This window comes from Micromonospora sp. NPDC049529, assembly GCF_055586685.1.
In genome coordinates, this window is record NZ_JBVJHT010000015.1 from 77,140 (window position 1) to 100,531 (window position 23,392).

Here is a 23,392-nt window from a genome sequence, read left to right on the forward strand (position 1 = left end):
GGCGGCCTCGCCTTCTGGTCAGGCGGTGCGTCGGATACGCCCGGCGTACCGCGCTTCGAGTTCGTGGTTGTGGGTGTCGCCGCCGGGCACGTTCGCCGACAGGTAGATCGGTGGGGTCTGGCCGGCGGCGAGCAGGTGCGCGACGACCTCGGTGACGATCTGCTGGGCGAGCAGCGCTCCGGTGATCGACGAGATGGCTCCGACGGCACCGCCGCCGGGGATGGGCAGGGCTGCGTCGCCGTACGGCGCTCCGTTGTCGAGTACGACGTCGGCGATGTCGGCGAGCCGCCGCCCCGAGGGGTGCCTCGATTCGACCCGTGCGGTGTGGTCGAGCGAGGTGATCCCGACGAGCCGGTGGCCGTGCTCCTTGACCAGCAGGGCGAACTCGACGATGACGCCGTTGACGCCGGAGTTGGAGGTGAGGACGAAGACGTCGTCGGGCTTGACCGGGGCCAGCTCGTAGAGCCGGTGGGCCACCGCCGGGTCCCGTTCGAGGTACGGGTCGTCGAGCACGGCCCGGTCGGCGCCGCCGTAGAGGACGAGGTCCCGCAGTGCGATCCTGTTGGTGGGTACGAGTCCGCCGGCCCGCCCGGCGATCTCCATCGACAGTGCCTCGGAGTGCCCGCAGCCGAACGCCTGCACCACCCCGCCCTGGTCGAGAGCGGTGGTGATCAGGGCGGCGGCGGCCCGTACGCCGTCGGCCTGGGTGCCGGTGACCCGTGCGATCGCCGCGGTGACGGCGTCGACGTAGGCCGGTGCGCTGATGGTGGTGGTCATGACCCCTCCGTGGTTTTGACACGTCGACGAGCCGCCCGCTGCGACTCGTCCGGCAGCCGGTGGGCGTCGACGGCGCGTGCCGTGACCTCGAACGCCTCGGTGGTCCGCTGGTACGTCCGCTGCGCCACCGCGACGTAGATCAGGTCGAGCACCAGCAGTTGGGAGTGCAGGGCCGAGAGCGCGGCCAGCCGGAACGTCGTCTCCTGGACGGCGGTCGTCATGACCACGTCGGCGACCTCGGCCAGCGGTGAGCGGGGGAACGAGGTGACCGCGACGGTGAGCGCGCCGTGGTCGGCGGCCTCGGCGAGCACCTCGATCACCTCGCGGGTACGCCCGCTGTGCGACAGTCCGATCGCGACGTCGCCGGGTCCGAGCAGGGCGGCGTTGGTGAGCGCGCTGTGCGCGTCGGCCCGGTGCCAGACCGGGATCCGGATGCGTTCCAACCGGAAGGCCATCTCCCGCGCGGCGTTGCCGGAGCTGCCGAAGCCGAACAGGTCGACCCGTTGGGCCTGCGCGACGGCGGCGGCGACCCGGTCGACGGCGGCGAGGTCGACCTGGCCGGCGGTGTCCTGGATGGCCCGCGCGTCGGCGCTGGCGACGACTTCGAGCAGGTGGTCGAGGGGGTCGTCGGGGCCGATCTCACGGTCGATGTCGGTGTCCCAGCGGGCCTGGGCGGCTCGTCCGGTCTCGGTGGCGATGGCGACCCGCAGCTGGGCGTAGCCCCGGTAGCCGAAGACCCGGCAGAACCGGGTGACCGTGGCCGTGGAGGTGCCGGCGCGTTCGGCCAGGTCGATGATGGTCGCCCGAGCGGCCTCCTCCGGGGCGATCAGGATCTGCTCGGCGACCCGCTGCAAAGCGACCGGCAGCGCACTCAGCTCGGTACGCACCCGGCCCAGCAGTCCGCTCTCCTCCATCAACATTCCTTTCACCGTCACGTGTTGGTGAGAAAAACTATGACCACTGTGGCGCACACGTCAATACCTTTAACTTTTTCGATCCGTACCCTTGTGGTGGGCCACCGGCAGCCCGCACCATCGGCAGGGTGACCACTCCCCTCGTCCTCGGCGTCGACGCCGGGGGCACCGCGACCCGCGTCGTCGTCGCGACCCTGGACGGCCGGATCGTGGGCCGGGGCCAGGCCGGCGGCGGAAACCCGATCGCCACCGACCCGGCGCAGGCCGCCGCCGCGCTCGGTGCCGCGATCCGATCCGCGCTCGCCGGCCACGACCCGGGCCGGATCGTCGGCGGAGTGGTCGGCCTGGCCGGCGTCTCCCGACTGGACGACCCCGAGGTCGCCGCCGGCTACGCCGACCACTGGTCCCGAGCCGGGCTAGCTTGTCCGATGTGGTCGGTCGGTGACGCCGTGGTCGCGTTCGCGGCCGGCACCCCGGCCGACACCGGCACGGTGCTGATCGCCGGCACCGGCGCGGTCGCGGCGGTTGTCCGGGACGGCACGGTGGTCCGGATCGCGGACGGCCTGGGCTGGCTGCTCGGCGACGAGGGCTCCGGCTACTGGCTCGGCCTGGCCGCCGTCAAAGCCACCGCACGAGCCCTCTACCAGGACGAACCGACCGAGCCGGGAGCACTGCCGCCCTCGCCTGGAGCACTGCCGGCCTCAACTGGAGCGCTGGTGGTCGAGCCGGAGGCGCGACCGGCCGAACCGGGGGCACTGGTCCGGGCCGTCTGCCAGCGGGTCGGCGCGACCGCACCGGAGGCGTTCGTGACCCGGTTCTACGAACTCGACCGCCAGCACGTCGCGGCGATCGCACCGGCAGTCGTGGACTGCGCACGGGCCGGCGATCCGATGGCCCTCGACATCGTGGAGACCGCCGCACGCCGGCTCGCCGACACCCTGGTCTCGCTGCACCCGGCACCCGGACCGGTGGTGCTCGCGGGCGGTCTGCTCACCGGAGTGCCGGAGATCCGGGTCAGGGTGCAGCAACGGCTGGTCGCCTGGCTGGGTCGACCCGGCGTACTCGCCGGAGACGGTGCCGCCGGGGCCGCCTGGCTCGCCATCCGCCGGGCCACCCCACAAAATCCAACCGCAGGGGTACGCGACAGCGCGCTGGACGAGCAGACGCACGCCCGACTGGTCAGCGGCTGATCCCCACCCGTTCGGATCCTGCCGTTGCCTACTTCTTCGGATCCTGCTGTTGGCTACGTCCTCGGATCCTGCCGTGCTCGGGTCGCCTCGGCGTGCGAGCGGCTGCGCTCGACGTACTGCTCGGCGGTACGCCGCAGGTCGGCCCGCTCCGGCTCGGTCAGCGGCCGGCGTACCTTCGCCGGCACCCCGGCGACCATCGAACCGGGTGGCACCACGGTCCCGGCCAGCACCACCGCCCCGGCGGCCACCAGCGAACCGGCCCCGATCCGGGCCCCGTTGAGCACCACCGCGCCCATCCCGACCAGCGCACCGTCCTCGACCGTGCAGCCGTGCAGTACGGCCCGGTGCCCGACCGAGACACCGACGCCGACCGTGGCGGGAAAGCCCGGATCGGCGTGCACCACACAACCGTCCTGGATGTTGCTACCCGCCCCGATGCTGATCTGCTCGGTGTCGCCCCGGAGTACGGAGCCGTACCAGACGCTCGCGTCGGCGGCCAGGCGGACCGAGCCGATCACCGTGCAGCCGGGCGCCACCCAGGCTTCGGGATCGATCTGCGGGTGCCGGTCGAGGTAGTCGAACACCAACGGCTCACCTGACACGGTTACCTCCCCGACCGGTCGCGGCGCGGTGCCGCTACCAGGCCGGAATCGTATCGAAGCGCTCCGGGGACGCCTGCCTACCGGCCGTGGCCGGACAACATCTGGCGCTGCTGGCCGCTGATCGTCAGGTTGCGGGGTATCGCGGCGAGTCGGGCGGTCGAGGTTCAGGTCGGGCACGATGGGCCAGGGAGCAGCTCGACCAGGGCTCGGCGGGGGTGACCTTCGCCAACGGGTTGTAGGAGGAGGACGCAGTGCAGGTGATCCAGAAGGTCCGCCATCGCCAGGCCGCTGTCGATGGCCTGGAGGTGTTCTTCCGCGAGGCCGGGCGCCCCGGTGAGCCGGCCGTACTGCTGCTGCACGGGTTCCCGAGCTCGTCGCACACGTTCCGTGAGGTCATGCCCATACTGGCCGACGTCGCGTACGTGATCGCGCCCGATCTTCCCGGCTTCGGCATGTCCTCGTCGCCCACCATCGACGAGTACGCCTACACCTTCGAGAACCTGTCACGGACGGTCGAGAACCTACTCGACCAACTCGGGGTCGAGCGCTTCTTCGTCTACCTGCACGACTTTGGCGCTCCGGTGGGATACCACCTGATCACCCGGGCCCCGAATCGCATCCGCGGCATTATCGTCCAGAGTGGCAACGCGCACGAGGACGGCCTCGGCGAGCAGTGGAACAGCGCCAAGGCGTACTGGGCCGACCCGACCGACGACAAGCGTGCCGAGCTGCCGGACTGGTTGAACTTCGCCGGCACCCGGGACCAGTATCTCGCCGGGCTGCCCGATCACATGCGGACGCTGCAACCTCCGGAATCGTGGCACCTCGACTGGGAGCGCATGAGCCGACCCGGCAACATCGACGCGCAGTTCGCGCTGTTCAGCGACTACGCCAACCACGTCGCCCGCTTCGGTGAGCTCGCCGCGTACCACCGGGCTCATCAGCCGCCGGCGCTCGTGCTGTGGGGACGGCACGACCCGTACTTCGACGTCGAGGAGGTCCTCGCCTACCACCGCGTCCTCGATCGCATGGACGCGCACATCTACGACGGCGGGCACTTCCTGTTGGAGACGCACGCGGCCGAGTGCGCCGAGCACATGCGGACGTTCGTGCACGACAACGCCTGAGCCAATTCACCGCAACACGTTCTCCCACGACGCCTGCTGGATCAGGTGCGCGCCCGTCGGCAGCTCCGAATGCCGACCGACACGGAACCGCTGATCATCATTGATCCAAGTCAACCGATGCCGCCCTACGTGCAGATCCGGGACCAGATCACCGACCTTGTCAACGTGGCGAGTTGGAGGAAGGCACACTGCTGCCACCGGTACGACAGCTCGCCGCCGACCTTTGGCTGAGCTGCGGCTTGATGTGGTGCGGGAACGACGACAGTCACCGCCGATCATGGGCGGCTGTGTGGACCGACCATGACGCAGCGGTGGCTGCCGGATACCGGGCAGATCCTCGGCAGCGGTGCGTAGCCTGCCGGGCCGGTTCGCTGGCCGTCCAGCGGTAGAACCCGGAGCCTTCTCCTGCCGCAGCTCAACCGCCTCGCGCCGCAGGCGGGCGATCTCGGCGTCCTTGTCCGCCACCGACAGCCCCTCCCCGGAGACCGCCGTACCCGTCCCAGACTGCCGCTCCTGCTTACGGACCCAGTTCCGCAGAGTCTCGTGACTCATCCCCAACTCACGGGCAACCTGGTTGATCGGCCGCCCCGACGAGCGGACCAGGTCAACCGCGTCACGCTGGAACTCTTCCGTGTACTTCGATGGACGCCCCAACCGGGACACCCCTTCCTCTGGACCAACATCCAGTTTCAGGATGTCCACATCTCAGGGAAGCCCAGTCAGTGCTTTCCGACGCGGCACCTTAGGGGGAGGTGAAACCCGTTTGGTGTTGCCGGTAGGTCCCTGGAGTCATGCCGTTGGCGGCGGCGAAGAGTCGGTTGAAGTGCGCCTTGTCTGGGAACCCCCAGCGGGCGGCGATGGCGTGGATCGTGTGGGTGGCCATGGCGGGGTCGGCGAGATCGCGTCGGCAGCGGTCGAGTCGGCGGTGGCGGATCCAGCCCGCGACTGTGGTGTGGTGGGCCCGGAAGAGCCGGTGCAGGGTGCGCAGGGAGATGTGGTGGGCGGCAGCGATCGCCGATGGGGTGAGCGCCGGGTCGGCCAGGTGTCGGTCGATGAAGTTCAGGATGCAGGCGTAGGTTGCGTGTTGACGGGTCTCCGGAGGGAGTGCCGCTTCGGTGTCGAGTTGATGCGCGAGGGTGGCCGCGATGAGGTCGACGGTGATCGCGCCGAGGCGTGTTGCGTCGGCGGGTCGCAACTGCTCGACGTTGTGGGCCAGTTGAAGTAGGTGTTGTGACAGCACGGCCACGATGCCGGCTCGGCCGGAGACCAGGGGTGACGCGAAGAGCCTCTTCACCTTTTGGCTGGGAATCGATAGGAGCGCCCGGGGGATCTGGACGCTGATTGCCGTATTCTGATTGCGAGCACCGGGTTCTTCTGAGTAGCTGAGTTGGTGCGGGCTTGAGACGTTGTAGAAGCAGAAGTCGCCTCGGCGGGCCACACAGATACGGCGATCTTGGTCGACGACACCGCGTCCGTGGAGAACCAGGTTGAGCTTGTAGATATCCGGATCAGATTGTCTGATCATTCGTGCGGTGCGGAATACCTCAAGTGATGGAAATTGGTAGATTGACAGCTGGAGGGCGCCGAGCTCAACTGACCGCATCGTGGCAATGAAGTCGATCGAGCGTTCAGCCCGGATGTCCATTGGCGCGAGCGAGGTGGATATCAGCTCGCGGAAAAAGTCGAGTCGGTCCTTGGTAGGATAATCCCTCGTGTTTGCCGTCGTCTGAGCGCGTTGCATCGTCATCCCTCACACGGTTCATCGACGTACTGACGCTTGCGGCGCCACATCCTCGGACTCTTCACGCTCAACCTCGCCGAACGCAGACGTGTTGTGGTGCAACGGAATCGCCACACGGATGCATGACCGGCTGCGCAGAGATTCAACTCCTACGATACCTCCAGCCCACGCGACATCAGCTACAGAGGTTGAAAGGCCGAGTTCTGTTGTGGAGGTTCGTCGGCGGGTCGAGCTGACGCAGCCCCGGTTGATCATCTAGACCTGTGGGGTGAGGTATCCCGATGGTGGTGGTTTGAGTGCGACCGCTCGGCAGCGTCGAGAAGCGGTCGTCACCGCGGCGTCGGTCAACCGCCCTGGCGACGGCGCAGCGAGGGCGAGATCAGCGGCGCGGCGATCTTCCACAAGCGGTCAGGCGCCCACTCGGCCACGGCAGCGGGAGCCCACGGTCGTACCATTGCCGCACTGTGAGGTCAGGAAGGGGATCCGACTTGATGAGTCACCCACCGCACATCGATTTCGAGCGTGTGCCGGAACGGCAGGTCGAACGGATACGGATGCTGATCGTCGACCATGACGCCGACGGCCGTCCCGTGCTGCTGGCGGGAGTCGATGACAGAACTGGGGAGTTTGTTCGGATTGCCGGCATCCCCGCTATGCCTGATCCGACCGTTTGCGACCTCAGCCGCGACGGGCGGAAGATCCTCTTCAACTCCTCAAGGGAGTCTGACCAGGAACAGACGAGGCTGTGTCTGCTGGACCTGCCAACCGGCCAGCCCGACTGGATCGATCACGAGCCATCTGTGCCTAGTAGCACCACGGCGGCGCTCTCGCCGGACGCAAGCAAGATCGCCGTCCTGGCCTCGGTCGAGGAAGGCCCGTACGTGGACCTGATCGACCTCGCCGCCCGAACCACGACACGGCTGTGGGCCGACGACGACGAGATGTGGACCAACTGGGAGAGCAGGATCAGCTGGTCACCCGACGGCGAGCTCATCGCGGCCGCATTTATCTGGTACGACCATGTGGAATCCGACAACGACCAGGACACCGTGGTGGTCATACGCACAGCTGACGGCTCTGTTCAGCACCGCTACGACTTTCATTCTCACATTGGCTGGCTCAACGAGCACGAGCTGGGCATGGTCAACTATGTCACCGATAACACCTTCGTGCTGGCCGACGCGTCCTCTGGCACAGCCCGGGCGTTCGTCGACATATCCTTCGATCCAAATCAATCGTCGGGTGGTCCATGCGGGATCCTCGACAACCGCATCGTAATCCGTCGCGGATACAACGATCCCCTCTCTGTCTTCCTACACAGCGATCGTGACGGCCGGGACCTCAGACCCCTCTTCACGACCAACACACGGTCTGCAAATATCTTCCTCGCCGCCCAGACCGACCCGCTACGGCTCACCAGCCACACCGGCGATGAGCCCAGCTCGCGGGACCTGCCGGCTCGGCCGAAGACTGATTCTGAGCCGCTTTGATAGCGGGCCGTGAGGCGCCGTGGTTCCCGTGGAGGTGAAGACCTGCGCCGGCCTCCTCAGCCACTAGAGAGGTTGAAAGGCTGAGGTCTGATCGGTCAGGTTTTCTCCGGGTCGAGGGTCATGCCGGTCTGGGCGAGGAAGCCGGCGATGAGGTCGGGTCGTTGCTGGATGTGTCGTAGTCGCTGTTTCACGACCTGGGCGAGGTGATCGACGCCTCGGACGGCAAGATTACCGAGGCCGCGTTTCAGGTGTGCCCAGGCGCCCTCGGTCGGGTTCAGGTCGGGGGCGTAGGCGGGTAGCCGGATCACGGTCAGCCAGGCCCGGGCGGCGATCAGGGCGCGCATCGCGGCACTGACGTGAGTGTTCAGGTTGTCCCAGACCAGGATGATCGGGGCCCGTAGACGCTGGTGGACCTGGTCGAGCAGGTTCGCGTAGTCGGTCTCGGAGAAACTGCTCCGCTCACCCTTACGGCCGCGGTGGGTGATGGTGCGCCATCCGAACCTGCCACGGTGGCCGGGCTTGAGACAGACCAGGCCGGCGATCGAGACCCGACCCGAGCCCTTACCCGACACCCCGACCACCGGAGTACGCCCACGCCTGGCCCACGTCTTGGCTTTCGGCGGTCGCAGAGTCTGACCCGCCTCGTCCTGGAAGCAGATCCACGCACCCCGCGCCGCCGCTAGTCTTTTACCGCTGGCCACCGGCGCCGCCGCCACCCGGCGATCTGCTCCGGGTCGCGTTCGACCGCCCGCCGGGCCGGTACCTGAACGGTGTAGCCGATGCGGTGCAGCAGGTAGGACACCCCGCGCAGCGTGTAGTCGACCCCGAACAGTTGGCGGATCACCTCAGCGATGCGGGCCAGTGTCCACCGTTGGTCCGCCCAGCCCCGCGCGGCCGGGCCAGCGTCCAGGACCTCGGCCAACCGGTGGAGCTGTTCATCGGTGAGTTTGCACGTTGACCCGCCCGCCCCGGTCGAGGCCAACGCCTCGTCACCGCCGGCTTTCCACGCACGCCGCCACTGTCGTACCGACTTCTCCGACACCCGCAACCGCGCCGCGACCTGCGTGGTCGGCTCACCCTGGGCGAACATCTCGGCCGCCCGCCGGCGTACCGCTTCTCGACGCTGCCGAGCAGCCGCGCTCAAACCACCACCATCGGGATACCTCACCCCACAGGTCTAGATGATCAACCGGGACTGCGTCAGCTCGACCCGCCGACGAGCCTCCACAGCAGACCTCGGCCTTTCAACCTCTGTAGTGCCTCGTCATGCAGCCTTGGACGTGTAATCCGGGTGTCGGATCTTGGAGTTGATGGCGAATCCGGACGCCGGTCGTGCGCGCTGGTTGCGCCATCGGAGGTAGTCGCCGATGGCCTTGTCCTGCTCTCGGTGGGTGCGGTGGTAGGTGCCGTTGAGGGCGAAGTACCGGACGGCTGCGAACTCGCCCTCGATCCAGTTCAGCCAGGATGCGTAGGTCGCGTTGCTGCCAGGCGCGGCCGGAGCTGGGTTGCAGTTCAACGGCCCAGGTGCTCACGGAGCTTGGTCAGGGACCAGCAGGAAACGGTTTGCCGAGGAACCGGAGGTCGCCCCGGGCGGTGGCGCAGATCCAGGCTCTGGTCTGCTCATCGATCCGTCTCGGTGCGCCCCCTCTCCATTTTGCGTTCAACACGTCGAACCTCCGATCGTTGAACACGTGGATCACGTCCCGGACGTAGTCCTCGGTGGCCTTCAGTAGGTGCGCGATGTCCGGGGCCGGCTGGCCTTGAGCGGACATCAGCACCACGACGGCCCGTCGTAGCTTCACTGGGTCCTTCGCGGTCCGGGTGATCTTCTGCAACCGTTGGCCCTCGGGGCGGCGGGCGGCGGCAGGGTCTTCGCCGGGCGGATGCTGCCGTGGGGAATCTCCCAGCCTCAGGGGTCGGTCACGAACCGGTGACGCCACTTCGAGAGTCGGCGGTGGCTGCTTGCTGCCCACGGACAGACCACACCGCCACCGCAGGTCAGAGCGGATCTCCTGCTGGAGTACCAGAAGAGAGCTTGCCGCACGTGCCGACAAAAGACAGCCCGGTCCGTCCTCACCAACAGCGCGGCGCCGGTCGCTCTACGACGGGCTGGCACGCGCGGTCAACGGCCTGGCACTCGTACACAACAGCCCTGAGGACTATTCACTGCATGCTTTGTCTGGCCGGCGGAGGCGCCTGACATGGCGAACATGTGCGACTACGCCAACGCGGGCCGCCAGCAAGAGCGCAATCAGTCGACGAAATCCAAAGAGGGGAGTTCGCCATGACGCCACCTGACTACTGATGTCTCCAGTTCGACAGGCGGTCAGCGCGTGGACATCACCCGGCGCATCAAGAATCTGACGCACTTTGAGGCCACAGATTCCATTGGATTCCGGGCTCGGCGTCGGACTCCCGACAGCCACGTTACGAGGAGACCTACCCGGGCGTCGGGCGGCCCGGCACCTATCAGTGGTCCGCCGACGCCACCCGAGCCGGCGACAACACCCCGGATCATGCATACGACAGGGGCGGTAAGTCATACCGGGCCGGGCGACTGAGCAGTCCCCAGCCGGGGACGATCAAAAGGTAACGGGGGAGACGAACGCAAGTCGCCTCCCGATTTTGGGCAGGCCTCGCTAGGTTGCGCGTCGTCTACAGATATCCACGAGATAGATCTCGAATGGCCAGAGAGGAACCTACATGCGAGTTACACGGATGATCGCAGGTCTGGTAGCTGCCGCGACTGCTGTTCTCGGGCTGAGCCTGGCGACCGCCGCTCCCGCCGCGGCTGCGGAGAGCGGGTCCTGGCGCCCCTACGGCAACACGTCCCCGCCGAGCGTGGGCACCAGCACGTGGCGCTGCGCCGGCACCGAGAGCGTCACCGAGGACCGCACGGTAATTGCGCAAGTCTGCGCGATCAGGTCGCAAAGCGGGGCGTCCGTACAGGGGGCAGTGATTGTGCGCAACAACCGATCCAGCCTCTACTCGGCGACGGCATCCGCAGACCTGCACACCATCACAGGCGTTGACCTAGGCACGTGGGTATGCGGCTCGTCGGGGGTCGCGGCACACTCGTGGTCAGTGTGCTTCGGACGCACCCTCACCCAGAGCAGCGCGGTGGACTCGGAAGGGTACGTCCACAACGTGTACCTCGGCGTATCACCGCTGGTCTGAATACGGAAACCAATCGAGGCCGATCCTCCTTGAGGACAGGCGGCAATAGCCGAAGCGCTCGATCGGGATGTTCCGGTCGAGCGCTTCGGCTATTGCCGGGGGCGCGGCGCGGGGGCACAGGCCCGGAGCGTGGTGCGTCACCGGCGGTCCGTCCCCGCCCTGAGTGGGCAGGATGGGCGTACGACCTCGCACGGGTCGTTCAGGCCCGGTGGGTGTGGCTGCGGGGCGCCTCGTGGATGACGACGACGAGGACGTGATGGCCCGGCACCGGCACGGCCCGGACTGGCGTTGTCGTGACTGCCTCGACGCGTGGCCGTGCAGGTTCTTCCGGCGGCGGCTGTTGGCGGTGGCCCGACGGGAAGCCGGAGAACATCCGCACCTACATGGAGCAGTACCGGAAGCTCGCGGGCGCGGAACTGGTCGACGCGCCCCCCGAAGAGCTGGACGAACGTTTCCTCGGGTGGCTGACGCGCCGACCCGCCCGGCGACTCGGATTGCGATCGATCGGATGAACGGGAACAGCGCACGCAAGCCTCTCCGCAAGTGCAGCGAGTGCCCCCGTACGTTCGAGGTGGCGCCGGGAAAGGCGGCACCGATCCACGGCGTCGAGGGCACCGACATGATCTGTTTCGGGTCGGGAGCTTTGCCGGTTCCCGTTCCGACGACCAAGTGACAACTTGTGAGGGGCAGTCTCCGATCCTGGGGCCGCTGTCGTTTCCGTCCAAGACGGCCGCCGTGGCCCTGATCTAGCGTGGATCCGGCAGCCCGCTCAAGCATGAGGAGACAGCACAATGCGTAACCTGGTCTACACCGGTTTCATGTCGCTCGACGGCGTGGTGGACTCGCCCGGCGGTGGGCCGGGAGAGGAACACCGCAGCGGCGGGTGGGTGTTCAAGGACCTTGAATTTGTCCCGGAAGCCTGGTCGCTGAAGGGCGAGGAGCTCACCGACACGACGGCGCTGATGTTCGGCCGCCGCAGCTACGAGGCATTCGCGCCGGTCTGGCCCGGTTCGGAGGACCACGCCGGCTACAAGGAGCTGCCCAAGTACGTCGTATCGACCACGTTGCCTGACGACGCCCTCGTCGACGGGTGGGGGCCGACGGTGCTTCTGCGCTCGACCGAGGACGTCTCCGCGCTCAAGCAGGGCGACGGCGGCGCGATCTTCATCCACGGGAGCGCGGAGCTGGCCCGGCGGTTGTCCGATGCGGGCCTGATCGACCAGTACAACCTGCTCGTCTTTCCCGTGCTGCTCGGTGCCGGGAAGAGCGTGTTCGGCCGGGCCGACAGAGACAAGCACATGCTGACGCTGCGGGAGTCGGAGACTTACTCGAACGGGATCCTGAAGCTGGTCTACGACGTCAAACGCTGACCCAGGTCGAGGGCGATCGCACCGCCGGTGCCCTCGCGCAGCTGCCTGACGGTGCGTCCGACGTAGGAGCGCAGTGCCCGGGCCAGGTGCGGCTCGTCGAAGTAGTCGAGCTTGGCAACGACCTCGACGGCCGGGTCACCGGCAGCCAGCAGCTCCGCCGCCGTACGGGCCCGCTCGATCTGCCGGACCGCGCCCCGCGTCAGTCCGGTCGCGGCGCGGAACCGGCGTTCGACGGTGCGCCCCGAGACGGCCGGGCGGTGACCACGCAACACCTCGGCGACGAGCGGATCACGGACCACGGTCCCGGCGCGGACGAGAGTGTCGACCAGTGTCTCGGCGTCGTCGGGGCCGGGCGTCTCCCAGCGCGCGCCGTCGAGCCGGAACGTCCGGCGCGTGCTGTCGGGGAGCCCGATGCCGCCGTCGACCAGCGCCGACGTTGGTACGGCCCGCAACGAGGTGCCCACGGCGAACTCGATGCCCGTGAAGGTCGCGCCCTCCGGCACCGGCGCCGTGCCGGTCCGGGTCTCGGGACCGGTGATCGCCGCGTACGTTCGGCCGGACTGTTCCCAGAACACCAGGCCCCAACGCACCCCGGCGACGGACGTCATCGAAGTGACCTGCTCGCTCGTACATGTCCACACGGTGTCGACCCACGGCGAATCGGACCGACGCGTTTCGAACCGCAGTCCCACGCGCGCAGGATACGCCGCTCCACGTTCTGCTGGCCGGGCCGGCCGCACCACCCTGCGCGACGACGAGCTGAGCGGACTGCGCTCCGGTCACGTCGCCCGCCTGCCGTGCCCGGGGCGCCCGATCATCTGCTCACCGGGTTGCCGGCGCGGTACACGGCGAGCGGGCGGCGCAGTACCGTGATGTCGCTCGTCGGGTCGCCGCCCACGACCAGCAGGTCGGCGTCGAATCCGGGATGGACGCGGCCCTTGCGCCGGCCCAGGCCACACACCTCGGCACCGACCGAGGTTGCCGCGCCGAGGGCGGCGGTGGCGGGGATGCCACACCCGACGTACTCGACGAGCGTCTCCGGCAGGATCCCGTGCGGCTTCGCCGGGCCGAGGCCCGCGTCCGACCCGGCCACCAGGCGGACCCCGGCCCGGTACAGTGACGGGTGTCGCTCACTCCTCGACGAGCGCCCAGTACGGCGGCCGCACAGCAGAGCAGGGCGATCGCGGCAATGACCACCGGAACCCATCCGCCGGGGAAGTACGATTCCCTGCCCATCAGGAAACGCGGCGCACCACCGATGGCCGCCCACAGGTGGACCAGCGCATAGGCGGCCTGCCACGCCACCACGAAGAGTCCGAACCTGCTCGCCGGTCCACCGGCGACCCCTGTGGGCCGACCGGAGACATCGGCGTTCATGAAAGCACCACCAGCCGAAGTATCCCAGCCCCGCCTTTGACTGAGCTGAGCGAAACTGAGGCGCCACTCAGTCTTCCGTCCCACCGGCCGCCGAACCGGCGGCGAGCGGGACTACGCGGGAGCGGACCGTCGGTGTCGGACCCAGCTCTCCTCGGTGACGTCGTAGTCGGCGGGCACCCGGTAGGGCCGTCGTGGATGGTCGCGCTAGTGTGCGGTCCGGGTGTTGGCGCAACATGGGGGGGTAGGGGTCTTGTCGGGTCTTGCCCTGCGCGTCGGTGATCCAGTGCGCCTCGGTGCTTACGAGGTACTGGCTCGGCTGGGCTCCGGTGGGATGGGAGTGGTGTTCCTGGGGCGGACGCCGCAGGGCCGGCAGGTGGCGATCAAGGTGCTCCGTAGCGAGTTCACCCAGGACACGGAGTTCCTCGGCCGGTTCCGCAGCGAGGTCAACCGGGCCCGGCAGGTACCGCCGTTCTGCACCGCGGAAGTCCTTGACGCCGACCTCGACCACGACCCGCCGTACCTGGTGGTCGAGTACGTCGACGGGCGGAACCTGTCCGACGTCATCCGCGAACAAGGGCCACTGTCACCGGCGGCACTGCACAGCGCGGCGTTGGGAATCGCCACCGCGTTGACCGCGATCCACGGCGCCGGGGTCATCCACCGCGACCTCAAGCCCGCCAACGTCCTCTTCGCCCTCGGCGGCCTCAAGGTCATCGATTTCGGAATCGCCCGACCAGTCGAGGCCACCAGCCATCACACCCGCACCGACCAGATCGTCGGAACCGTCGCCTACATGGCACCGGAACGCTTCGACGACGAACCCGGTCCACGCATCGGGCCCGCCGCCGACATCTTCGCCTGGGGCGCGGTCATCACCTTCGCCGGCACCGGCCGAACCCCCTTCGCCGCCGACTCGGCACCCGGCACCGCCATGCGCATCCTGACCCAACCCCCCACCCTGACCGGCCTACCCACACCACTGCGCGCCATCGTCGCCCGTACCCTCGCCAAGGACCCCGACGAACGACCGACGGCCCGCGAACTACTCGACCTCCTCCTCGCCACCAGCGCACCACCACAGCAGCCGGCCGCACCGGAGGCGGTAGCGCCCGCCCCCGTACGGGCAGCATCCACCGACCCCGGTGCACCAGCACCAGAGGACGCACGGCCACGGCGACGCGCTCTCAAACGTGCCGGCGTCGCCGCCCTCGCCCTCGCCGTCCTCCTCCTCACCGGCCTCCTCGGCTACAACCTGCGAACCGGCACCGACACCAAGACCAACCCCGAAGCCGCGAACGACATCGCATCGCCCGCCAGCGCCGGCACCTCGACGCCAGCGACCGGGGGCGCTTCCGTCGGCGCCGGGATCGCAAGCGGCCGGCCCTCGACCGGCCCGTCGATTCCTGCCGCGCCACCACCGGTTCCGTCGCGATCCCCGGCCCACCAGACCTCCGCGCCGGCGTCCCCGGCCGCACCGAAGGCCTCAGCGAACACCTCCGGCCGCAACCTCGCGCTGAACAGCACGGCCACCGCCTCCAGCGTCGAGCACGGGATCTGGCCGGCGTCGAACGCGGTCGACGGTGACCCGGCAACCCGCTGGAGCAGCGAGTTCAGCGACCCACAATGGTTGCGGGTGGATCTCGGCGCGCGGTGGCAGATCAGCGAAGTCCGGCTGAACTGGTACGACTCATACGCCACCGAGTACCGAGTCGAGTTGTCAGCCGACGGTACGACGTGGAAATCCGTCTACCAGACCAGCAACGGCCAGGGCGGCAACGTGGTCGTCGATGTCGCCAAGCTGCCCGCCCGGTACGTGCGGATCTACGGCACCAAGCGTTCGACCAACTACGGCTACTCACTGCTCAACCTCGACGTACGCTGACCTCAGCTCTCCTCGGTGGCGTCGTAGTCGGCGGGCACCCGGTACGGCGCGGCGATCCGCGCCCCGGCGCCAACCGGACCGGACGGGTCCGGCGGCCGACGCAGGTGATGGTCGGTGACCGCCTGGTACGCCGCGACGAGGGCGAGCAGCCGCTCCTCCCCGAACGGCGGCGCCGCGACGGTCGTCCCCCGAGGCACGGTCAGCCCGGTCGCCTGGTCCACGCCCAGGCCGTACGGGAATGCCATCATCGGCAGCCCGATCCGGTCGACCGCGGTCCCGATGAGCAGTACGTCGCACTGGCCGAAGAACTGCGACAGGGTGCGCTTGAGCAGGATGTAACGCGCCTCCATCGCCTTGAGGTAGCTGTCGGCGCTGCGGAACTGGCCGTTCAGGAAACCGGTGAGACGGTCGGCGAAGAGCCGCACGTCGCGTTGCAGCGCCGGCAGGAACAGGTTCGTGCCCTCGCCGGAGGTGCTGGTCACGGTGCCGGTCAGTTCGCTCCAGCCGTCCGGGTACGGCACCTCCCGTACGCGTATCCCGACCGTTTGCATCGCCGCGAGCATGGCCTCGCGCAGTGGTCTGGTCTCCGCGTTGGCGCCGGTGAGGTAGTCGGGCGGGTAGCCGAGGGTGGTCTCCCAGCGGACCCGGATCCGCTTCTTCCAGTAGTAGACCTCGGCCGCCCTGATGTAGTTCGGCACCGGCGGCAGGCCCAGGGTGCGGGGGTCGTTGGGGTCCGGTCCGGCCACCGACTGGAGCATGATCGCGGCGTCCATGGCGTCTCGGGCCAGTGGTCCGGGGTGGTCGTGGGTGATGGTCAGCGGCACGATGCCGTAGAGCGAGGCCCGGCCGAAGGTCGGTTTGAGGCCGGTCAGGTTCTGCGCGTTGGACGGCGAGGTGATCGACCCACCGGTCTGGGTGCCGGTGCCGGAGGTGGCGAGCCGGCCGGCGACCGCGGTGGCGGTGCCGCCGGACGATCCGCTCGGGCTGTACCGGATGTCGTCGGGGGTCCAGGCGTTGTAGGTGGTGGCGGTGCCGTCGGGCAGCCGGGCCCGACCGGAGGCCAGCGGGCCCATCGCCGCCTTGCCGATCATGATCGCCCCGTCGTCCTTGAGCCGGGCGTGCACGGTCGAGTCGTACGCGGGCACGAATCCCTGGTAGACCGGGGACATGGCGGTGGTGGGGATGCCGGCGGTGTAGTAGTTGTCCTTCTCCGCCGTGGTGATGCCGGCCAGCGCCGTCGATCCACTGTGGATTTTCGTACGGCGGGCCAGGTCGAGCAGTTCGGCGTCCGGCCGGCGCCAGAGGAATGCCTGGTAGCGGGCTTCGTACCGGTTGATCCGGTCGAGGTAGGCGGCCATCAGGTCCACCGGCTTGATCAGCTTGCGGCGGAACGCGGCGGCCGCCTCGCTGATGGTCAGCTCGGTCGGGTCGGCCAGCGCCTCGGGGCGTATCGTCCGGGCGAGCGCGCCGTCCCACCAGTCCTTCGGCGTACCCGGTCCGGTGCGAGCGGTCGCGGCCCCGGCCGGTGTCGCGCCGGCCGGCGTGGCCGCGAACAGGGTGCCGCCGACCGCACCGGCGGATGCCGCAGCGGCCCAGACGCCGGCCATCCGCGACATGAACCAGCGTCGGTCGACGGTGAGGTCCTGCGGCTGCCCGGTGCCGTCCGTGACGCGGTCGGGCCGGTACGGTGCCAGCGGTTCAGTCATCGAGCGCTCCCGTCCACTGGGCGAGCTGGACGGGGTAGAAGGTCGGCACGTCGGCCTGTTGGTCGGTCGGGTACGCGGCGATGACCGGGTCCTGCCGGATGACGCTGCGGGCCGAGGCGAACACCCGGGCCTGGTCCATCGGCGCCGCCGGGTCGTCTTCCGGCAGGACCGAGATGTCGATGCCGAGCAGGGCATACCGGGTTCTTATGTAGACGTCGAGTTCCTGGTCGGTGGGTGCTGGAGGTACGGCCATGACCACCCCTTCGCTCCTTACCAGCGGATACTGGAGCGAAAGCCAACCAGAAGATCGTTTCTGCCGGGCATCGGATCAAATTCGTCGATGTTTCCGGGGCGCGGGTCCCGGCCGGTCTCAGCTGCGCTCGGGTACGGCCAGTTCGCCGAGGAGGGACCAGTCGTCCTGCGGAACCGTGGCGTTGACGATCCGGGGTGTTTCAGCCAGATACTGGGGCAGTGTCCGTTGCGCCTGCCGGAAGTGCTCGGACTGCACGTGCGCCCCTCCGGCGTCACCGTCGCGGAACGCCTCGACCAGGACGTACTCGTTCGGGTCGTCGAGGCTGCGGGACCAGTCGAACCAGAGGCAGCCGTCCTCGGCGCGGGTCGCGCGGGTGAAGTCACCGGAGATCTCGGGCCACTGGTCGGCGTGCTCCGGGAGCACCCGGAACTTGGCGGTAATGAAGATCATTCGGATCTCTCCCCTGGGTACGACGGGCGGGTGGAATCACTCGCACCGGGCGATTCTAGTACCCCGATCCGGTCGACATGATCTTCATGGGGTGGTGCCGGTCAGCGCATCCGGCGCTCGGGGTGCTGGCGGTTCCAGGCCCGCATCCGCTCCGGGTAGCCGACCCGGGCCGCCTCGTAGATCGGCACCGCGTGCCGGTGCGCCAGCCGCTGCGCGATCCGGGGTGAACCGGTCCGGCGGCGGATCCACTCGCCGTCGTCGGCGATGGCGACAACGGTCGTGTCGGTGGCCGTCGTCTCCGGTTCGAGGTACAACTCGACGCCGTGCCGATCGTCGATGAACGCGGAGAGCGCCGCAAGATCGGCGGAGGTCGCCTCCCGGTCGAGCTTGGTCGGGGTGTGGAGGTCGTCGGCGGACGCCCGCCGACGGGACAGCCAGCGCATCAGGTGCTCCTTTGCTCCGATTTCCGATCACCGCCGGTGCCCTTTCCGGCAGCCCACCCATTCCAACACCCCGGACCGGGAGAAACCTTCAAAAAACCTGTACGTGAGGTGAGAGCCGCCCGCCGATTCGCCGACGGTGAATTCGCTCGACAAAACCGCACCGACGACGCACCCTCACCGGGATCGGCCGGCGAACTGCCGGCCGACCCCGGCCACAGGTTCCGGGCGAGAGTCGCCGCCGGTTCAGCTCAGGTACACAAGATCGGTCCTGTTGCTCCAACTCCAGTCGCTGTTGCACGGCAACAGCACCGAGGTGAGGTTGTGACGTCCCGGAGGGACCTCAAGCAACCACCCGGGACAGGCGAGGTCCCGCAGGAGTGCTATTCCCGACCTGCGGTTGTAGACGCTGCTGGCCTGGTTGGCGAACCCGATCTCTCTCAGATCGTGCCAGCCCGGACTCCGGCCCGAGACCATGCGGCCGGTGGCGTCCGGGTTGTCCCAGAGGCAGACGGAGCCGCTGGCACAGGCGTCCCAGGCGTTCGTGCCGACACCGGTCCCCGCGAGATCGGGCCCCGGCGACAGCCGAACGATACGGTCGCCGCCGTCCGCGACGACGCCGGTCACCTCGAAACTGTTCGACGGTTCGGCCGCCATCGTCGGCGCGGGTCCGATGGTCACCAGCGTGACGATGCCGAGCACCACGGCGCCGAGGGACAACCCCAGTTGTCGTCGCATGCCGTACACACTTCCTTTCGTCGTGGCCCCTGCCCACGGCTCTCTCCGAATGATTCGCGAAGCCGCGCCGGCCGGACCGACCTGGCTCAAGCCTGCCGATCCGCGACGAAGACGTCGTTGGCGTAGCCTCCACAGTCGCTTGACGATGCCTCTACACACGCGAGCGAGCCGATCGATCCACGCCATTGGATAGACTGGCGACAATCGGCACCGGACACCGATGTCCGTAGTACCCGCCGACCCCTGGGACCACGAGATCGACGCGGACTGCTCCGAAGGGGACGGACAGGTGATCGAATTCGAGTTCGACAGCGCCGAGCTGCCAGCGGTCGAGCGGTTCGACTACTGGCGCAAGTTGATGTCCGTAGCCCCGTCACCGATGCACCCGAGCAGTGATCACGACGCCGCTTTCCGGGTACACCAGCACGACCTCTACCTCGGCGACACGCGGGTGTGGAGAATGGCCTTCGAGCCGATGGTCTTCCATCGCACGGCGAAACTGATCCGACAGTCTGACCCCGAGACGTACAACCTCTGTCTCCTGCTGGACGGGACTCTCGGCCGTAACTGGAACCGGCGCGAGGCCACCTACGAGCCGGACGACCTGCACACGATCGACTCGTCACAGCCGTTCGAACTGCACGCGCGCAGCGTACGAGGACTGATCTCGTGCGTGGGTGTCGAGTTGCCGAAGAGACTGCTGGCCCTGCCGCAGAACCGGACCGACCAGTTGGCCGGGCTACGGCTGTCGGCAAGAGAAGGGTTCGGCGCGCTGCTGGCCGGAACCCTCACCCAGTTGACCACCCGCGCCGGCTCCTATCTCCCCTCGGACGGCCCCCGACTGAACGGCATTCTGGTCGAACTGGTGTCGGCGCTGTTCGCCCACGCACTGGAAACGGAAAAGGTTCTCGCACCACAGGCGCGCCCGCAGGCATTGACCCTGCGAATCCGGGCGTTCATCCAACAGCATCTGCACGATCCGCAGCTGAATCCTGATGCCGTCGCCGCCGCGCACTACATCTCCACAAGCTACCTGCACCGGCTCTTCCAACAGGACGGCACCACCGTCGCCGGCTGGATTCGGGAGCAACGCCTGGACCGGGCCCGCCGCGACCTGATCGATCACGCGTTCTCCGGCACCCCGATCCACGACATCGCCGCCCGACGCGGCTTCAAACACGCCGCCGCCTTCAGTCGCCTGTTCCGGGCCCGATACGGCATCGCCCCGAGCGACTACCGGCAACGGGCACTCGACCCGACAACACGCGGCGCCCCCGACCACCCGCCGCCATGGTGACGCCCATGCCCGACCGCCACCGGTGGTCCGGCACGCGAGATCCCCGGTCAGTGCGACTCGCGGGCCACCTCGTCGCCGCTGGACCCGGTCAGGAAGTCGAGGTCGGCGCCGGTGTCGGCCTGACGCACGGTGTTGACGTAGAGCCGCTCCCAGCCACGTGTCGGGGCGGCGAAGGCCCGCACGGTCGCCTCCGCCGGCTCGCGCCACTCCCACTCCGAGGCGGGCACGTCCACGTCCAGCCGGCGGGCGGCAACATCGAGAACGACAACGTCACCGGTACGCAGCAGCGCCAACGGACCACCGGCGGCGGCCTCCGGGGCGACGTGCAGCACCACCGTGCCGTACGCGGTGCCGCTCATCCGGCCGTCGCTGATCCGTACCATGTCGCGGACCCCGGCGCGCAGCAGTTTGGCCGGCAGCGGCAGGTTCGCCACCTCGGGCATGCCCGGATAGCCGCGCGGTCCGCAGCCACGCAGCACCAGCACCGAGTCCGCGTCGACGTCGAGGTCGGGGTCGTCGATCCGGGCGTGCAGGTCCTCGATGGAGTCGAAGACGACCGCCCGGCCCCGGTGGCGCAGCAGGTGCGGTGACGCGGCCGCCGGTTTGATGATCGCACCGGACGGGGCCAGGTTGCCGTGCAGCACGGCGATCCCGGCGTGCTGCAGCAGCGGCTGGTCGCGTACCCGGATGACCTCGTGGTCCCAGATCCGGGCGTCGTCGAGGTAGTCGACCAGCGGGCGGCCGGTCACCGTGAGCGCGTCCGGGTCGAGCAGGTCGCGCACCTCCCGCAGCACCGCCAGCAGGCCACCGGCGCGGTGCAGGTCGTCCATCAGGAACCGGCCGGCCGGCTGGAGGTCGACCAGCAGCGGCACAGCCGCACCGGTACGGTCGAAGTCGTCCTGGGTCAGCTCGATCCCGAGCCGTCCGGCGACGGCGAGCAGGTGCACGACCGCGTTGGTCGAACCGCCGATGGCGGCCAGCGCCACGATCGCGTTCAGGAACGAGCCACGGGTGAGCAGGTTGCTGGGGCGGCGCTGCTCGGCGACCAGTTCGACGGCGAGTCGGCCGGTGTCGTGGGCGTGTTCGAGCAGCCGGCTGTCCGGGGCCGGGGTGCCGGCCAGGCCGGGAATGGTGGTGCCGAGCGCTTCGGCGAGCAGGGCCATGGTGGACGCGGTGCCCATGGTGTTGCAGTGCCCGCGACTGCGGATCATGGACGATTCGGAACCGAGGAACTCCTGCCGGGACAGGGTGCCGGCGCGTACCTCCTCGGAGAGCTTCCACACGTCGGTGCCGCAGCCCAGCGCCACTCCCCGGAAGGTGCCGGTGATCATCGGACCGCCGGGGACCACGATGGCGGGCAGGTCGACCGAGGCGGCGGCCATCAGCAGGGCCGGGATCGTCTTGTCGCAGCCGCCGAGCAGCACCACGCCGTCGATCGGGTTGGCCCGCAGCATCTCCTCGGTCGCCATCGCGGCCATGTTGCGCCACAGCATCGCGGTCGGGCGTACCTGCGTCTCGCCGAGCGACACCACGGGCAGGTTCAGCGGGATGCCGCCGGCGGCGTACACGCCCTGTTTGACGCTCTGCGCCACCTCGTCCAGGTGGCTGTTGCACGGGGTCAGGTCCGAGGCGGTGTTCGCGATCGCGATGTGCGGGCGACCGTCGAAGGCGTTGGCCGGCAGGCCGCGACGCATCCAGGCGCGGTGGATGTACGCGTTGCGGTCGGTGCCGCCGTACCACTGTGCGCTGCGCTGCCCCGGCATGTGAGCGCCTTCCCATTAGTGGATCACAAGTCTACGATCCGGAACGCCGTCGTGGCGCAGGGAGAGGCCGGTCGGAATGAGGGCGTTCGTGGTGACCGGCCCGCGCCGGGCCGAGGTACGGGAGGTCGAGCCGCCCGAGGCGGGGCCCGGTCGGGTGGTGGTCGACGTGTCCCGGGTCGGGGTCTGCGGCACCGACGTGGAGTTCTTCACCGGCGAGATGGCGTACCTGCACCAGGGGCATGCCCGGTACCCGATGCGGCTGGGGCACGAGTGGTGCGGCACGGTCGCCGCGGTGGGGCACGGGGTCGATCCGGGCTGGGTCGGTCGGCGGGTCACCGGTGACACGATGCTCGGCTGCGGCCACTGCCGGCGCTGCCTGGCCGGTCGCGGTCACGTCTGCGCGGACCGGTTCGAGATAGGCATCCGGGGCGGTTTCGCCGGTGCGCTGGCCGAACAACTGGCCGTACCGGTGAGCGCCCTGCACATCCTGCCGGACGCGGTGGACGACACGGCCGGTGCGCTGGTCGAGCCGGGCGGCAACGCACTGCGGTCGGTACGGGCCGCCGCGCCCGCTCCGGGCGACCGGGTGCTGGTGCTCGGCCCTGGCACGATCGGCCTGCTGGTGGCCGAGTTCGCCCGCGCCAAGGGTGCCGAGGTGCACGTGGTGGGAAAATCCGCCCGCTCCCTCGAATTCGTCCGGGGGCGGGGCTTCGCCGGGGTGTGGCACGCCGACCGGCTGCCCGACCTGCCCTGGGACGCGGTGGTGGACGCGTCCAACGATCCGACCGTACCGGCGCTCGCGCTCGACCTGGTCGAACCCGGCGGCCGGGTGGTCTACGTCGGCCTGGCCGGCACCCCGAGCCGGCTCGACACCCGGACGCTCGTCCTTAAGGACGTGACCGCGGTCGGCATCCTCGGCGCCTCGGCCGGGCTCGCCGGCACCATCGAGCGGTACGCCACCTCGGCCGTGGACCCCCGCCCCCTGGTCGCCGCCACCATCGGCCTGGACCAGGTCACCGAGGTGCTGGCCGGCCGGCTGCCCGAGGGCGCCGGACCGGGCCCCAAGGTGCACGTCGACCCCCGCCGCTGACCGGTCCC

24 protein-coding genes are annotated in these 23,392 nt (G+C 69.0%); 7 read left to right on the plus strand and 17 right to left on the minus strand.

From position 1 onward, the window contains the following. Positions 1–18: 18 nt before the first annotated feature. Together ACZ6QQ_RS25600 and ACZ6QQ_RS25605 are read right to left on the minus strand one after the other, a co-directional pair. Positions 19–777, minus strand: a complete 759-nt coding sequence (locus ACZ6QQ_RS25600) for a sugar isomerase domain-containing protein (RefSeq protein WP_465879681.1) — start codon at positions 775–777, stop codon at positions 19–21. Next, positions 774–1,691 carry a MurR/RpiR family transcriptional regulator gene (locus tag ACZ6QQ_RS25605; RefSeq protein WP_465879682.1) on the minus strand — a complete coding sequence of 306 codons (918 nt, stop codon included), beginning with the start codon at positions 1,689–1,691 and terminating at the stop codon, positions 774–776. Before ACZ6QQ_RS25605 ends, ACZ6QQ_RS25600 begins: the two co-directional genes overlap by 4 nt. A 128-nt stretch (positions 1,692–1,819) precedes the next feature. Here ACZ6QQ_RS25605 and ACZ6QQ_RS25610 point away from each other — a divergent pair, with 128 nt between their 5' ends. Next, positions 1,820–2,881, plus strand: a complete 1,062-nt coding sequence (locus ACZ6QQ_RS25610) for an N-acetylglucosamine kinase (protein WP_465879683.1) — start codon at positions 1,820–1,822, stop codon at positions 2,879–2,881. Positions 2,882–2,934: 53 nt separating this feature from the next. Here ACZ6QQ_RS25610 and ACZ6QQ_RS25615 read toward each other — a convergent pair whose 3' ends face one another. Next, positions 2,935–3,483 (minus strand): gamma carbonic anhydrase family protein, encoded by a 549-nt coding sequence (locus ACZ6QQ_RS25615; RefSeq protein ID WP_465879684.1) that lies wholly within the window; start codon positions 3,481–3,483, stop codon positions 2,935–2,937. A gap of 251 nt (positions 3,484–3,734) precedes the next feature. Between ACZ6QQ_RS25615 and ACZ6QQ_RS25620 the strand changes: the two genes are divergently transcribed. Further along, positions 3,735–4,610 carry an alpha/beta fold hydrolase gene (locus ACZ6QQ_RS25620; RefSeq protein ID WP_465879685.1) on the plus strand — a complete coding sequence of 292 codons (876 nt, stop codon included), beginning with the start codon at positions 3,735–3,737 and terminating at the stop codon, positions 4,608–4,610. Positions 4,611–4,616: 6 nt separating this feature from the next. On the opposite strand, the gene ACZ6QQ_RS25625 is transcribed toward ACZ6QQ_RS25620, so the two are convergent. Next, positions 4,617–5,312 carry a transposase gene (locus ACZ6QQ_RS25625; protein WP_465879686.1) on the minus strand — a complete coding sequence of 232 codons (696 nt, stop codon included), beginning with the start codon at positions 5,310–5,312 and terminating at the stop codon, positions 4,617–4,619. A 40-nt stretch (positions 5,313–5,352) separates the two neighbouring features. After that, positions 5,353–6,357, minus strand: coding sequence for an AraC-like ligand-binding domain-containing protein (locus ACZ6QQ_RS25630; RefSeq protein ID WP_465879687.1), 1,005 nt, complete (start codon positions 6,355–6,357; stop codon positions 5,353–5,355). 485 nt (positions 6,358–6,842) lie between these two features. Here ACZ6QQ_RS25630 and ACZ6QQ_RS25635 point away from each other — a divergent pair, with 485 nt between their 5' ends. Continuing rightward, a complete protein-coding gene (locus ACZ6QQ_RS25635; RefSeq protein WP_465879688.1) occupies positions 6,843–7,841 on the plus strand; it encodes a TolB family protein in 999 nt (332 codons plus the stop codon). A gap of 95 nt (positions 7,842–7,936) precedes the next feature. On the opposite strand, the gene ACZ6QQ_RS25640 is transcribed toward ACZ6QQ_RS25635, so the two are convergent. The 4 genes from ACZ6QQ_RS25640 to ACZ6QQ_RS25655 form a co-directional block, all read right to left on the minus strand. Then, positions 7,937–8,557, minus strand: a complete 621-nt coding sequence (locus ACZ6QQ_RS25640) for an IS630 family transposase (RefSeq protein WP_465879690.1) — start codon at positions 8,555–8,557, stop codon at positions 7,937–7,939. Continuing rightward, the gene (locus ACZ6QQ_RS25645) at positions 8,521–8,985 is read right to left on the minus strand and encodes a winged helix-turn-helix domain-containing protein (protein ID WP_465879693.1); all 465 of its coding nucleotides are present in this window, start codon (positions 8,983–8,985) and stop codon (positions 8,521–8,523) included. Before ACZ6QQ_RS25645 ends, ACZ6QQ_RS25640 begins: the two co-directional genes overlap by 37 nt. A 120-nt stretch (positions 8,986–9,105) precedes the next feature. Further along, positions 9,106–9,357 (minus strand): transposase, encoded by a 252-nt coding sequence (locus tag ACZ6QQ_RS25650; protein ID WP_465879694.1) that lies wholly within the window; start codon positions 9,355–9,357, stop codon positions 9,106–9,108. Between the two features lie 25 nt (positions 9,358–9,382). Then, positions 9,383–9,676, minus strand: a complete 294-nt coding sequence (locus tag ACZ6QQ_RS25655) for a helix-turn-helix domain-containing protein (protein ID WP_465879695.1) — start codon at positions 9,674–9,676, stop codon at positions 9,383–9,385. Positions 9,677–11,809: 2,133 nt separating this feature from the next. Here ACZ6QQ_RS25655 and ACZ6QQ_RS25660 point away from each other — a divergent pair. Beyond that, the gene (locus ACZ6QQ_RS25660) at positions 11,810–12,388 is read left to right on the plus strand and encodes a dihydrofolate reductase family protein (protein ID WP_465879696.1); all 579 of its coding nucleotides are present in this window, start codon (positions 11,810–11,812) and stop codon (positions 12,386–12,388) included. Here ACZ6QQ_RS25660 and ACZ6QQ_RS25665 read toward each other — a convergent pair. Both ACZ6QQ_RS25665 and ACZ6QQ_RS25670 read right to left on the minus strand, forming a co-directional pair. Next, positions 12,370–13,080 carry a helix-turn-helix domain-containing protein gene (locus ACZ6QQ_RS25665; RefSeq protein ID WP_465879699.1) on the minus strand — a complete coding sequence of 237 codons (711 nt, stop codon included), beginning with the start codon at positions 13,078–13,080 and terminating at the stop codon, positions 12,370–12,372. The genes ACZ6QQ_RS25660 and ACZ6QQ_RS25665 overlap by 19 nt on opposite strands. A 122-nt stretch (positions 13,081–13,202) precedes the next feature. Further along, complete coding sequence (locus ACZ6QQ_RS25670; RefSeq protein ID WP_465879700.1) at positions 13,203–13,595, minus strand: amidohydrolase family protein; 393 nt, start codon at positions 13,593–13,595, stop codon at positions 13,203–13,205. Between the two features lie 453 nt (positions 13,596–14,048). Between ACZ6QQ_RS25670 and ACZ6QQ_RS25675 the strand changes: the two genes are divergently transcribed. Beyond that, on the plus strand, positions 14,049–15,647 hold the full coding sequence (locus ACZ6QQ_RS25675) for a protein kinase domain-containing protein (RefSeq protein WP_465879701.1): 1,599 nt from the start codon (positions 14,049–14,051) through the stop codon (positions 15,645–15,647). A 2-nt stretch (positions 15,648–15,649) separates the two neighbouring features. Here ACZ6QQ_RS25675 and ACZ6QQ_RS25680 read toward each other — a convergent pair whose 3' ends face one another. From ACZ6QQ_RS25680 to ACZ6QQ_RS25700, 5 genes are all read right to left on the minus strand, one after another. After that, the gene (locus ACZ6QQ_RS25680; protein WP_465879702.1) at positions 15,650–17,353 is read right to left on the minus strand and encodes an amidase; all 1,704 of its coding nucleotides are present in this window, start codon (positions 17,351–17,353) and stop codon (positions 15,650–15,652) included. After that, entirely contained in the window at positions 17,346–17,606 is a 261-nt protein-coding gene (locus ACZ6QQ_RS25685; protein ID WP_465879704.1) for a hypothetical protein, read from the minus strand. The genes ACZ6QQ_RS25680 and ACZ6QQ_RS25685 overlap by 8 nt, the downstream gene beginning before the upstream one ends. Positions 17,607–17,723: 117 nt before the next feature. Next, positions 17,724–18,056: a putative quinol monooxygenase gene (locus ACZ6QQ_RS25690; RefSeq protein WP_465879705.1), complete on the minus strand. Its 333-nt coding sequence runs from the start codon at positions 18,054–18,056 to the stop codon at positions 17,724–17,726. 101 nt (positions 18,057–18,157) lie between these two features. Next, positions 18,158–18,499 (minus strand): hypothetical protein, encoded by a 342-nt coding sequence (locus tag ACZ6QQ_RS25695; RefSeq protein ID WP_465879707.1) that lies wholly within the window; start codon positions 18,497–18,499, stop codon positions 18,158–18,160. 243 nt (positions 18,500–18,742) lie between these two features. Then, positions 18,743–19,234, minus strand: coding sequence for a peptidase inhibitor family I36 protein (locus ACZ6QQ_RS25700; protein ID WP_465879708.1), 492 nt, complete (start codon positions 19,232–19,234; stop codon positions 18,743–18,745). A gap of 220 nt (positions 19,235–19,454) precedes the next feature. Between ACZ6QQ_RS25700 and ACZ6QQ_RS25705 the strand changes: the two genes are divergently transcribed. Next, positions 19,455–20,531, plus strand: a complete 1,077-nt coding sequence (locus tag ACZ6QQ_RS25705) for a helix-turn-helix domain-containing protein (protein WP_465879709.1) — start codon at positions 19,455–19,457, stop codon at positions 20,529–20,531. A 47-nt stretch (positions 20,532–20,578) separates the two neighbouring features. Here the strand turns inward: ACZ6QQ_RS25705 and ACZ6QQ_RS25710 are convergent, their stop codons facing one another. Next, positions 20,579–22,294 carry an IlvD/Edd family dehydratase gene (locus ACZ6QQ_RS25710; RefSeq protein WP_465879711.1) on the minus strand — a complete coding sequence of 572 codons (1,716 nt, stop codon included), beginning with the start codon at positions 22,292–22,294 and terminating at the stop codon, positions 20,579–20,581. Positions 22,295–22,370: 76 nt separating this feature from the next. Between ACZ6QQ_RS25710 and ACZ6QQ_RS25715 the strand changes: the two genes are divergently transcribed. After that, complete coding sequence (locus ACZ6QQ_RS25715) at positions 22,371–23,384, plus strand: zinc-dependent alcohol dehydrogenase (RefSeq protein WP_465879712.1); 1,014 nt, start codon at positions 22,371–22,373, stop codon at positions 23,382–23,384. Positions 23,385–23,392 lie beyond the last annotated feature (8 nt).